General features: G+C 66.8%; 13 protein-coding genes and 1 tRNA gene. 3 read left to right on the top strand and 11 right to left on the bottom strand.

Going from position 1 to position 11,542, the window contains the following annotated elements; all coding sequences use genetic code 11:
- Nucleotides 1-56: 56 nt before the first annotated feature.
- Entirely contained in the window at nucleotides 57-260 is a 204-nt protein-coding gene (locus tag QE395_RS06225; RefSeq protein WP_068853328.1) for a hypothetical protein, read from the top strand.
- A 144-nt stretch (nucleotides 261-404) separates the two neighbouring features.
- Nucleotides 405-950 carry a DUF3011 domain-containing protein gene (locus QE395_RS06230; protein WP_306988015.1) on the top strand — a complete coding sequence of 182 codons (546 nt, stop codon included), beginning with the start codon at nucleotides 405-407 and terminating at the stop codon, nucleotides 948-950.
- Between the two features lie 29 nt (nucleotides 951-979).
- Here the strand turns inward: QE395_RS06230 and dxs are convergent, their stop codons facing one another.
- The 8 genes from dxs to QE395_RS06270 all read right to left on the bottom strand — a co-directional run bounded on the left by dxs (nucleotide 980) and on the right by QE395_RS06270 (nucleotide 8,952).
- On the bottom strand, nucleotides 980-2,878 hold the full coding sequence (gene dxs, locus QE395_RS06235) for a 1-deoxy-D-xylulose-5-phosphate synthase (protein ID WP_068853324.1): 1,899 nt from the start codon (nucleotides 2,876-2,878) through the stop codon (nucleotides 980-982).
- A gap of 115 nt (nucleotides 2,879-2,993) precedes the next feature.
- The gene (locus QE395_RS06240) at nucleotides 2,994-3,653 is read right to left on the bottom strand and encodes an HNH endonuclease (protein ID WP_068853322.1); all 660 of its coding nucleotides are present in this window, start codon (nucleotides 3,651-3,653) and stop codon (nucleotides 2,994-2,996) included.
- Nucleotides 3,654-3,864: 211 nt separating this feature from the next.
- Nucleotides 3,865-5,655 (bottom strand): acyl-CoA dehydrogenase C-terminal domain-containing protein, encoded by a 1,791-nt coding sequence (locus QE395_RS06245; RefSeq protein WP_306988018.1) that lies wholly within the window; start codon nucleotides 5,653-5,655, stop codon nucleotides 3,865-3,867.
- Between the two features lie 48 nt (nucleotides 5,656-5,703).
- Entirely contained in the window at nucleotides 5,704-6,189 is a 486-nt protein-coding gene (locus QE395_RS06250) for an LEA type 2 family protein (protein WP_306988020.1), read from the bottom strand.
- Between the two features lie 154 nt (nucleotides 6,190-6,343).
- Nucleotides 6,344-6,883 carry a lipocalin family protein gene (locus QE395_RS06255; protein WP_068853316.1) on the bottom strand — a complete coding sequence of 180 codons (540 nt, stop codon included), beginning with the start codon at nucleotides 6,881-6,883 and terminating at the stop codon, nucleotides 6,344-6,346.
- A 77-nt stretch (nucleotides 6,884-6,960) separates the two neighbouring features.
- Nucleotides 6,961-7,428, bottom strand: a complete 468-nt coding sequence (locus QE395_RS06260; RefSeq protein ID WP_143584577.1) for a hypothetical protein — start codon at nucleotides 7,426-7,428, stop codon at nucleotides 6,961-6,963.
- A gap of 110 nt (nucleotides 7,429-7,538) precedes the next feature.
- Nucleotides 7,539-7,614: transfer RNA gene (locus QE395_RS06265), tRNA-Phe, on the bottom strand.
- A 162-nt stretch (nucleotides 7,615-7,776) separates the two neighbouring features.
- Nucleotides 7,777-8,952: a YbfB/YjiJ family MFS transporter gene (locus tag QE395_RS06270; protein WP_306988023.1), complete on the bottom strand. Its 1,176-nt coding sequence runs from the start codon at nucleotides 8,950-8,952 to the stop codon at nucleotides 7,777-7,779.
- Nucleotides 8,953-9,026: 74 nt separating this feature from the next.
- Here QE395_RS06270 and QE395_RS06275 point away from each other — a divergent pair, with 74 nt between their 5' ends.
- Complete coding sequence (locus QE395_RS06275; protein WP_306988025.1) at nucleotides 9,027-9,845, top strand: helix-turn-helix transcriptional regulator; 819 nt, start codon at nucleotides 9,027-9,029, stop codon at nucleotides 9,843-9,845.
- Nucleotides 9,846-9,923: 78 nt separating this feature from the next.
- Here the strand turns inward: QE395_RS06275 and QE395_RS06280 are convergent, their stop codons facing one another.
- Genes QE395_RS06280 through QE395_RS06290 form a run of 3 tightly spaced genes read right to left on the bottom strand, consistent with a single transcriptional unit; the run spans nucleotide 9,924 to nucleotide 11,489 of the window.
- Nucleotides 9,924-10,442 carry a DsbA family protein gene (locus tag QE395_RS06280; protein WP_306988027.1) on the bottom strand — a complete coding sequence of 173 codons (519 nt, stop codon included), beginning with the start codon at nucleotides 10,440-10,442 and terminating at the stop codon, nucleotides 9,924-9,926.
- Nucleotides 10,439-10,936, bottom strand: coding sequence for a peroxiredoxin (locus tag QE395_RS06285; protein WP_068853306.1), 498 nt, complete (start codon nucleotides 10,934-10,936; stop codon nucleotides 10,439-10,441). Before QE395_RS06285 ends, QE395_RS06280 begins: the two co-directional genes overlap by 4 nt.
- Before the next feature lie 34 nt (nucleotides 10,937-10,970).
- Nucleotides 10,971-11,489, bottom strand: coding sequence for a DNA starvation/stationary phase protection protein (locus tag QE395_RS06290; protein ID WP_068853304.1), 519 nt, complete (start codon nucleotides 11,487-11,489; stop codon nucleotides 10,971-10,973).
- Between the last annotated feature and the right edge of the window lie 53 nt (nucleotides 11,490-11,542).

An 11,542-nucleotide genomic window follows, 5' to 3' on the forward strand; every position in this document is an offset into this window, starting at 1 on the left:
TCGGTATCGGCTTCACCCGTATGGTGCGGGTCAGGGATAACCCCCCGGAGTGCACCATGAACATTACCGTGAAGCACGCTGACCACCGCTGGTGCGTTCTTGACCCCAGCCGCAATGAAGCCGCCGCCTTCGCCGAAGGCGCGGTGGCCTTCGATTTCGCCGACAACCTGGCCCGCGAGCAACACGCGGAAACCGGGCGCAGCGTTGGCGTGCGGGTGGAAGTGGAAGACGCGTTTGTCGATGTGGTCCGCTACGGCTGAGCCCGCCGGAACCGGTCAGCTGCGCGTTGGCTAGTTGAATCGACCCTGAAATGAGCGACCTTCGGCCTATAGGCGCAGGGCCTCGCTTGCCTGATCCTGTGCCTATTCACAAAACGGATCGAGGCAGGCATGAGGAACAACTCTATGGCGAACGGAACGCACAGGTGGGTGTGGGCGCTGCTGCCGGCGCTGCTGGCTGCAGGCGCTGCTGCCCAAGCGCAGCAGTACGACCGTTACCGTGACGAGGGCTACAACGATGGCCCGGTGCGCTGCGAATCGATCAAGGGCCGCACCCAGCAGTGCCCGATTGATGGCCGCGCGCGGCTGGTGCGCCAGCTGTCGGGAACCCAGTGCATCGAGGGCGACAACTGGGGCCAGGCACGCAACGGCGTGTGGGTCACCCGGGGTTGCCGCGCGGAGTTCGTGGCCGAAGGCCGGCGGCCCTCGCATGGCAATGGCAACGGCTGGGGCAACAACGGCGGTGGCTGGGGCAATGGTGGGCGAGGGCAGGTGATCAGCTGCGATTCCAACGACAACCGCATGCGCCGTTGCAACGTCAGCATCCGCCGCGAGGCCCGGCTGATCCGCCAGACCTCACGCAGTGCCTGCGTGGAAGGCCGCACCTGGGGCTGGAACCGCGATGGCGTCTGGGTCAACGGAGGTTGCCGCGCGGAATTCGAAATCCGGTAAGGGCGTAACGCCCCCCGCGGCATTTGGGGTCAGGCGCTCAGCGCCTGGCTGCCAAGATTCGGCCAACGCTTCAACACGGCGGCACGGATACCCGCGGCATCAATTCCCGCTTCGGCCAGCAGGTCTTCGCGGCTGGCATGGTGCTGGAAGCTGTCCGGCAGGCCCAGGTGCAGGAACGGGCGCAGCACGTCTTCTGCATTGAGCAGCTCGGCCACGCCGGACCCGGCGCCACCGGCCACCACGTTGTCTTCGATGGTCACGAAGCCCTGATGGGTCTTGGCCAGCTCCAGCAGCAGCGCACGGTCCAGCGGCTTGATGAAGCGCATGTTGACCACGCTCAGGCCCAGCTCGCGGCCCACCGCTTCGGCGGCCGGCACGGTGCTGCCAAATGCCAGCAGCGCGATGCGGCTGCCCTGCACGCGCAGGTCGGCCTTGCCGATCTCCAGCGTGGACAGGTCGTTGCCGGCGTCCACGCCGGTGCCGCTGCCACGCGGGTAGCGCACGGCGGCCGGGCCGTCGTACTGCAGGCCGGTGCTGAGCATCTGCCGGCATTCGGCTTCGTCGGCCGGGGCCATCACCACCATGTGCGGCACGCAGCGCAGGAAGCTCAGGTCCAGGTTGCCCGCATGGGTGGCGCCGTCCGGGCCGACCACGCCGGCGCGGTCGATGGCGAACAGCACATCCAGCTTCTGTACGGCCACGTCATGCACCAGCTGGTCGTAGGCGCGCTGCAGGAAGGTGGAGTAGATCGCCACCACCGGCTTGGCGCCCTGCGTGGCCATGCCGGCGGCCAGCGTGACCGCGTGCTGCTCGGCAATGGCCACGTCGTGGTAGCGCTCCGGGTATTCCTTGCTGAAACGCACCAGGCCAGAGCCTTCGCGCATGGCCGGGGTGATGCCCAGCAGGCGCGGTTCGGCGGCGGCGGCATCGCACAGCCAGTCGCTGAACACATCGGTGTAGGTGGGCTTCTTGGCGCCGCCCTTGGCGATCAGGCCCTTGTCCGGGTCGAACGGGCCCACCGCGTGGTAACCGATCTGGTCGCCCTCGGCGCGCTCGTAGCCCTTGCCCTTGGTGGTCATCACGTGCAGCAGCTTCAGGCCCTTCAGGCCCTTGAGCGTCTTCAGCGTGGCCACCAGCGCAGGCACGTCGTGGCCATCGATGGGGCCGGTGTAATGGAAGCCCATTTCCTCGAAGAAGGTGGACGGCACGAACATGCCCTTCCAGTGTTCTTCCCAGCGCTTGACGAAGCGCGCCGACGGGGATTTCTTCTTGTCGCCCAGGATCCGCTTGCCGCCTTCGCGCAGTGCATTGAGCGTGCGGCTGCCGGTGGCCCGGCCGAGCATCTTGGTCAGCCCGCCCACGGCTTCGGAGATCGACATGTTGTTGTCGTTGAGGATCACCAGCAGGTTCGGTTCCTGCTCCATGCCACCGGCATGGTTGAGTGCCTCATAGGCCATGCCGGCGGTCATCGCGCCATCGCCGATCACTGCCACCACCTTGCGGTCGTCGCCCTCGAGCTGGCGCGCGATGGCCATGCCCAGCGCGGCCGAGATGGAGGTGGAGGAATGGCCGACCCCGAAGGTGTCGTACTCGCTTTCCTCGCGCTTGGGGAACGGCGCCACGCCATCCTTCTGCTTGACGGTGTGGATCTCGTCGCGGCGGCCGGTCAGGATCTTGTGCGGGTAGGTCTGGTGGCCCACGTCCCACACCAGCTGGTCGACCGGGGTCTGGTACAGGTAGTGCAGGGCCACGGTGAGTTCGATCACGCCCAGGCCGGCGCCGAAATGGCCGCCACTCTTGCCTACCGATTCGATCAGGTAGGCACGCAGTTCATCCGCGATGGCGGGCAGTTCGGATTCTTCGAACCTGCGCAGGTCATCCGGGTTCTGGATGCGCGACAGGCGGGGATAGCGTGCGGAATCGATCATTTTTATCGCGCTTCTTCTCAAGCGCCTATTTTCGCCCCCAAACCGGGGTGGGGCAAGCAAACCGCTCTACCAGTGAGCAAATGGTGAGGGTGCCCTGCGACAACGTGTCGCAGGTTCAGGCGGCGAGCTTGGAACGTTTGGGCAGCTGCGCCTTCAGGAACGCCATCTGGTCGGCCAGGATGTTGCGGTTGGAGAGGATCATGTGTTCGATCCAGCTGGGCCGGTAAGGCACGGCCAGCAAGGGCATGCCGGCCTGCTGCGGGGTGCGGTCGCTCTTGCGCGAGTTGCAGTGGAAGCAGGCGCTGACCACGTTTTCCCATACGTCCAGGCCGCCCTTGGACAGGGGCATGACGTGGTCGCGGGTCAGCTGCGGGCGGTGGAACTGTTGGCCGCAGTACAGGCACAGGTGCGCATCGCGCGCGAACAGCGCCTGGTTGGACAGGTTCGGGGTGGGATCGATGGCACGCGAACGGGCGTGGCCGCGCGCAGCGATGATCGGGTGCAGGTCAACCCCGCTCTGCAGCCCGGTCAGGCGGTTGATGCCACCGTGGATGTGCAGGCAGGGATCGCCCAGGGTCCAGGCAACGGCATCGCGCGAGTAGAGGCAGGCGGCGTCCTGCCAGTTGATCCAGTCCAGTACGCGGCCATGGGCGTCCAAGGACAATAACCGGACGCTGCCGGGCCGATGCAGGGAAACGATCGGCGATACCTCGGCGACCGGGGCGGACGAGGCTCCGGTATCGATCAGACCTAAGCTTGTAGTGTCTGTCTCCATCGGGAAAACAGCTTATACCGGATTGGTTACGGTTTGGGTATAGGCGCGGGCGCCTACACCCAAACCGTAACCAATCCGGAACCCGGGGCATACCTCCTATACCCCGCGCCTGTCGGCGCGCCCCCTTTAACAAAAGGGGGCTCCTGGTCTGTGGGATGCAGCGCCGGCCGCGCGTGATGCGGTAGGTATTGACCGTTGGTCGGTACGGCTCTTAGTCGCCGAAACGGGCGTCTTCCATGGCCATGAGCGATTCCGCGCCGGCCTGGATTGCTGCGGCATGGCTGAGCGTGCGCGGCAGCATGCGGGCGAAGTAGAAGCGGGCGGTTTCGCGCTTGGCCTGCTTGAAGGCCTCGCTCTGCGAGGATGCATCAGCGGCGGCCACGCTGCGGGCCCACCAGTACGCCAGCACCACGTAGCCGGAATAGAACAGGTAATCGAAGCTGGCCGCGCCCAGTTCGTCCGGGTTGGTGGCCGCGCGCTGCAGCGTCGCCATGGTCAACTGGCCCCATTCCTGGGCCTTGGCGCGCAGCGGGGCGATGAATTCGGCCAGCGCTTCTTTGCCTTCGTTGGCCTTGGCGAAGGCCTCGATCTCGGCCAGCATCAGCTTCAGCCCGGCGCCCTGGCTGGCGGCGGTCTTGCGGCCGATCAGGTCCAGCGCCTGGATGCCGGTGGTGCCTTCATACAGCGTGGTGATGCGTGCATCGCGGGCCAGCTGCTCCATGCCGTGCTCGTGGATGTAGCCGTGGCCACCGAAGCACTGCAGGGCGTTGTAGGTGTTCTCGATGCCCCATTCGGTCTGGCACGCCTTGGAGATCGGGGTGAGGAAGCTCACCAGGGTCTCGGCGCGCTCGCGTTCGCCGGCATCGTCGGCGTGGTGGGCCACGTCGATCAGGGTCGCCGCGTGCAGCGCGAGCAGGCGGCTGCCTTCGACCAGCGACTTGATCGAGAGCAGCATGCGGCGCACGTCCGGGTGGACCAGGATCGGGTCGGCCGGCTTGTCCGGGTTCTTCGGGCCGCTCAGCGAACGCGACTGCAGGCGTTCACGCGCGTACTTCAGTGCGTTCTGGTAGGCGCGCTCGGACAGGCCGATGCCCTGCAGGCCTACGCCCAGGCGCGCGGTGTTCATCATGGTAAACATCGCCTGCAGGCCCTTGTGCGGCTGGCCGACCAGATAGCCTTCGGCGGCGTCGAAGTTCATCACACAGGTGACCGAGCCCTTGATGCCCATCTTGTGTTCGATCGAGCCGCAGCGCAGCGCGTTGCGCTCGCCGACGTTGCCGTCACGGTCGACCTTGAACTTCGGGGTGACGAACAGCGAAATGCCCTTCGCACCGGCCGGCGCGTCGGGCAGCTTGGCCAGCACCAGGTGCACGATGTTGTCGGTCAGGTCGTGCTCGCCGGCGGTGATGAAGATCTTGGTGCCGGTGATGGAATAGCTGCCATCGGCATTGGGTTCGGCCTTGGTCTTGAGCAGGCCCAGGTCGGTGCCGCAATGCGGTTCGGTCAGGCACATGGTGCCGGTCCAGCGGCCTTCGATCAGCGGCTTGAGAAACGCATCCTGCTGCCAGGCTTCGCCGTGCTGCTTGAGCGCTTCAATGGCGCCGTGCGAGAGCAGCGGGAAGTTGCCCCACGCCAGGTTGGCGGCGTTGATCATTTCGTTGAGCGGCACGCCCAGCGTGTGCGGCAGGCCCTGGCCGCCCAGCTCGGGGGCCGCGGTGAGGCCGGTCCAGCCGCCATCGACGAACTGCGCGTAAGCCTGCTTGAAGCCGGGCGGGGTGGTTACTTCGCCGCTGGCCTGGTCGAGCACGCAGCCGATTTCATCGCCCACGCTGTTGAGCGGCGCCAGCACGCTGGTGCTGAAGCGGCCGGCTTCCTCCAGCACCGCATCGACCACGTCGGTGGTGGCATCGGCGAAACCCAGGCGGGCAAACAGCGGCTCCACCTTCAACACGTCATGCAGGGCGAAGCGGATATCGGAAAGCGGGGCGGTGTAGCTGCTCATCGTCAGGTCTCGATCAGATGCGGGATTCAGGTGGAAGCGGTGGTGGGGTCAGCGCAGCACGCCGGGCAGGCCGGGGGCCTGGTTGAGGGTGCTGCGGCTGTCGATCTCGAAGCTGCGCTGCTTCTTTTCCTGCGGGGTGGCGGCCACGGTGCCCTTGAGCGAATAGCCCAGGGTGCGGTTGCCGGCCAGGGCGTCGGCCACCACGATGCGCGCGGCCGAGGAGGGCTGCAGTTCCACGTTGACGACATCGGCCGAGACGCCGCCGATGGAGATGGCCGGGCGTGCGCTCACCTTGCCGGCATCCTGGTCACCCACCTGCATCTGCAGCTCCACGCTGTCGAAGGTCATGGGCATGGAGCTGAAGTTCTGCAGGCGCAGGGCCAGGGTCCAGTTGCCGTTGGCGCCCACGGTCAGCTGCTGCACGCTGGCAGCCGGCGGCGAGACGCGCTTGACGTTGGTGTTGCATGCGGTCAGCGCAACGGCGGTGCCGGCCAGCAGGGCAACGGTAAGAACGGTACGGAGGCGGTGGAACATGGGCGCAAATCCTCGTGCAGGTGCCGCGTAGTTAAGAGCATACTACGGCGTATGGTGGTTGTGCGGGTATGGCGGGGCCGGTAGGTATCGACCGTTGGTCGATACGCATCCTAAGACAAGCGAAGGTGCATTCAGGTTTCAGGCGCGCCGGCGATCAATCCACCGGGGCCATCACCTTCAGGGGCGCAAGGTCATAGCCCATCGCCTCGGCCCGGGCCTTGAGGCTGGCGAACAGTGCCTTGTCCATCGTAGGCGAGCGCGACAGGATCCACAGGTACTTGCGGTCCGGGTCGCCCACCACCGCCCACTGGTAATCCGGGTCCAGCGCGATCACCCAGTAGTCAGCCCATACCAGCGGCACCCAGGCCAGCCAGTCCGGCACGAAGCGCACCTGCAGCTGGCCCGGTTCGCCCTCCACCGGCCGCGCCACGCCCTCGGCTGCGATGCGCTCGCCATCGCCGGTGCGGCAGGCGTTGTGCACGCTGATGCGGCCATCGGCGCGCAGCGCGTAGGTAGCGGTGATGTCGCCCACGCATTTCTTCTGGAACGACACCGGCAGGTGCGCGATTTCATGCCACTGGCCCGCGTAGCGGCCCATGTCCAACGCAGGCACTGAACGCACCGGTTCCACCGCGTGGGTGGTGACGGAGGTCAACAACAGTGCAGCAGCAAACAGGGCAGGGCGAAGGCGCATGGGTGTCTCCCGGCAGGAGGCCCGAGCTTAGGGGGGAGAACGTTGGCGGGTGTAAAGGTTTTGTCAGCCGGTGCTGATCAGGGTGCGAAACGAACGTGGCGCGGGTCGCTTACCTGGAGCTGGGTCTGGAAGTAGTACTTGCCGGAGGGCTTGCCGTCGTGGGTGAACGCGATGGTCGTGCGGCGGGCCGTGCCCTGTACCAGCAGGCGACGATTGACCAGGTATTCCAGCGGCATGCCCAGCTGCTTCTGCAGTGCTTCGCGTTGCGCGGCATCCAGCGACACGTTCAGTGAGAGCTGATGGCGGTAGTCGCGTTCGCTGTTGAGGTAGATGCGGTCTTCGGTGACGTCGGTGTTCTTGACGGTGAGCACGAAGGTGCCACTGATGCCGCGCTGCGGATCTTCGTTGGCGGCGAACACGGCTTCGGCGGGAGTGATCCAGCCTGGCGTCACCGTCGGCATCGGCGCGTTGGGGGCGGTCATCGCCGTCTGGTGCGCACAACCAACGCTGAGCAGCAGGAACGGCAGAAGCAAAGCAACACGCATGGGACATCCTTGTTCAATGACGGTGTCCGCATTGTGCATGTGCCTGCCTGCAATGCCACTACAGCAATGCAAAAAAAAAGACCTGCATTTCTGCAGGCCTTTTAGATTTGTGGTGGCCGAGGACGGAATCGAACCGCCGACACGGGGATTTTCAATCCCCTGCTCTACCAACTGAGCTACTCGGCCACTTCATCGCTGCGTTGCCGCTGGCGAGGACGCGAATAATACGGAGGTCTACGGGGTTCGGCAAGCGTTTCGACAAAAAAATTTCACATTCGTTGCTGCGGCCTTGGTATGGCGCGTTAAATGCTTGATCGCAGGTGTGCGCCGCGCATGAATTGGTGTTCATCAGCGCGCGTCATCGGGCATGACGGCCAGCAGGACGATGCCCAATCCCATGAAGACGGCTGCGAGCAGCAGCGAGGCCTGGTAGGAACCACTGCTGCGCGCCAAGGTGCCGGCCAGCGCCGGCGCCAGGATCTGCGCTACCCCATAGCTGAGGGTGAGGTTGGCCATGGCCTTGGCCGGGTTGTGCGGGTAGTGGCGGCCGACCACGGTGAGGGTGAGGCTGACGATGCCGGCGAAGGTGAGCCCGAACAGCAGCGCGCTGCCGAATCCGGCGGCCAGGCCGCTGTCCAGCAGCGGCAGCACGAACGAGGCGGCCTGCAGGGCGAAGGCGAGCATCAGTGCGCGGATCAGGCCGATGCGCGCGGCGATGCGGTCCCAGGCGAACGTGGACGGCACCGCCGCCAGTCCCACCAGCACCCACACCGCGCTGCCGTGGCCACGGAAGGCGGGGGTATGTTCGAGGATGGCCACGATGAAGGTGGCGCTGACCACGAAGCCGACGCCGGCGCAGAAGTAGGCCGCCACCAGCAGCTGGCGCCAGCGCCGGCTGGGTGGGGGCGGCGCTTGTGCGGCCTGTGCGGCGGAGGTCGGAGTGGGGGCCGGCATCCAGCACCAGGCGGGAACCAGGAAGAGCAGGCCAAGCAGGCCCAGCCAGCGCCATTGCGCGCTGGAGTCGGCGTGCCCGGCAAGCAGGCCGGTGGCCAGCCCGGAGACCACGATGCCCAGGCCCAGCCCGGCGAAGTGCAGGCCCAGGCGCGGGCGTTGCCGGTTGGCCAGCAGCCAGTTCAGCACCAGCCCGGAGGCCAGCAGCAGGCCGGCGGTGCTGGACAGACCCGCCACGAAGCGCAGCAGGCTCCACAGCCAGGGCTGCGTAGTGGTCCCCATCAGCGTTGTGGCGGCAACCGCGAGCACCAGCCCAACCCGGTAGAAGCGGAATTTCTGCTGCATGTCGCCCACGCGCGCCGCCAGCAGGGTGCCGAGCAGGTAGCCCAGGTAGTTGAAGGTGGCCAGCCAGCCGCCCTGCGCCGCGCTGAGGCCGGCATCCACCCGCATCAAGGGCAGCAACGGGGTGTAGGCGAAGCGGGCCAGCCCGACGGTGAGCACCAGCGCGCAGATGCCGGCGGCGATGACCTGCCAGGGTTTGCGTGCAGTGGAGGGGGCGAGGGAAGTGGACATGCGTGGAACCGGAAAGGGACGCGTCCATGGTCGATCAGGTGCGTGGCGGCTGTCTTTCGATAGAATGTCGGATCATGTCGATCAGCCGCCACGAAGGCTTGTCCGCCGCCGGCCCCTGGAAGGAAGTCCCGGTCCCGCCGCTGCGCGCGCTGCCTTGGCCGGTGATGGCGCGCAGCCAGGAGCTGGCCGCCGGCGAGCGTTTCCCGCCGCATGCGCATGACTGGAACCAGGTGGTGTTCGCCACCCACGGTGTGCTGCAGGTGACAGCGCGCAATGCGCGGCATGTGATCACCCCGCAGCAGGCGCTGTGGGTGCCCACCGGCATGGTCCATTACACCGGTGCTTTGAGTGCGGCTGCGTTCCGCAACCTGTACGTGGCCGATGATCCGGCGCTGGGCATGCCCGACCGGTGCGCGGTGCTGGATGTGTCGCCACTGCTGCGCGAGTTGATCGTGGAACTGGGGCAGGTGCGTCCGGATGACGATGTGGGTTACTACGCGCATCTGAGCGCGCTGGTCATCACCCAGCTGCGCCGCCAGCGCCAGCATGTGCGCCACCTGCCGTGGCCGCAGGATGCGCGGCTGCAGCGCTGGTGCCAGGCACTGCACGACCAGCCCGGTGATGCGCGCGGGGTGGACGAGTGGGCACAGGTGCTGGGCGCGTCGCCGCGCACGCTGGCGCGGCATTTCGAGCGCGAGACCGGCATGAGCCTGCGCACGTGGCGCACGCGGCTGCGCCTGCTGCGCGCGATCGAGTGGCTGGCGCAGGGGCGTTCGCCGACGGCGATCGCGCATGAGCTGGGCTATGCCTCGGCATCCGCGTTCAACTACATGTTCCGCGTCGAGACGGGCATGAGCCCATTGCAATGGCGAAGGGCACGACAACCGGGCTGAGCGCAGCGGTCGGTCCCCGGCAGGTGCCGGCGCGCCCGGGGTGGGGGAGGGGAGACCCCGGCGCGCCGGCGGAACGGATCAAGCGCGTTCGGTCAATACGTCAACCAGGCTGTCCACATCGCGGGCGCCGTCGTAGCGCACCCCATTGATGAAAAGGCACGGGGTGCCGTTGACGCCGCTGCGCACGCCGCCCATGAAGTCGCGTTCGATGCGGTCATCGAATGCGCCGTTGTCCGCGGCCTGCAGCAACGCGGGGTCCACTCCAAGCTGCTTGGCGTAGGCCTGCAGGTCGTGCGCGCTCAATGCATCCTGGCGCTGGTAGAGCAGGTCATGCGCTTCCCAGAACAACCCCGCGTCAGCGGCCGCTTCGGCAAAACGCGCAGCCGGCAGCGCGTTCGGGTGGATTTCGGAAATGGGGAAGTTGCGGAACACAAAGCGCATCCGGTCGCCCAATGCCTGCTGCACCGCTTTGAGCACGGGATACGCCTCGCCGCAGTACGGGCATTGGTAGTCGCCGTACTCGACCAGGGTGATGGGCGCATCGGCCGGACCCTGGCTGTGGTCCTGCGCGCTGACGGGAATCGACAGACCTTTCATGACGCTGCTCCTGCGGTGGAGGGAAGTTGCGCCAGCGCTTCCAGGATGCCGTCGGCGCCGGGATTGATACCCAAAGGGGAGATGTAGCTCCAGCGCACGATGCCCTCGGCATCGATCACGAACAGCGCGCGTTCGCAGACGCCGTCCTGTTCGCGGTACACGCCGTAGCGGCGGGCTACCTCGCCTTTTGGCTCGAAATCGGCCAGCAAGGGGAAGTGCAGGTGGCGTTGCTCGGCGAACGCGGCGTGGCACCACACCCCATCCACGGAGATGCCCACCAGCTGCGCGCCGCTGCGGTGGAACTCGGGCAGCAGCTGGTTGTACAGCGCCAGCTGGTCGCCGCAGACCGGGCTCCAGTCGGCGGGGTAGAACGCCAGGATCACCGGGTGGCCGCGCAGCTCGTCCAGGCTGACGCGCTGGTCCGGGGTGGCGGGCAACTGGAACGCGGGCGCGGGCGCGCCAATGGGCAACGAAACGCGGGGTGCAGCGGACATGACAGCCTCCTGCTGGAACGAAACGGCGCGTGGATCAGCGGATGGGGCGGGTGCTTTCGAACAGGAACCAGCTGCGGCGCTCGGCCTCGTCGATCCAGTTCTCGATCAGGCTGGTGGTGGCCACGTCGTTGTGGGTGGTGCACACCCCATGGGTGGCCCGCAGGAAGCGGGTGAGCTGGCGGTTGTCGTCGGCCAGCTCGGCCAGCATGTCCTCGGGGGTCACGTAGTCCGCGTCGTTGTCGAGCAGGCGCTGGATGCGGTGGATCTGCCCGATCGAGCGCAGCGTGGTGCCGCCGACCTTGCGCGCCCGTTCGGCGATGGCATCGGTGGTGGCGAAGATCTGCTCGCCCTGCTCATCCAGCATCAGGTGGTAGTCGCGGAAGTGCGGGCCGGACAGGTGCCAGTGGAAGTTCTTGGTCTTCAGGTACAGCGCGAACACATCGGCCAGCAGCACCGTCAGGGCGCCGGCGATGTCCTTGCCGGCCTGCAGGCTGAGGTCGGACGGCGTGCGCAGCGGGGCGGTCTGGCGGGACGGGGCGACAACATCGTGCATGGCGGCTCTCCGGTAGCGGGGGAAGGCGGCCCGGGCCGCAGGTGCTGCGGGGG

It is taken from the genome of Stenotrophomonas sp. SORGH_AS_0282, assembly GCF_030818125.1.
Classification (GTDB): Bacteria; Pseudomonadota; Gammaproteobacteria; order Xanthomonadales; family Xanthomonadaceae; genus Stenotrophomonas; species Stenotrophomonas rhizophila_A.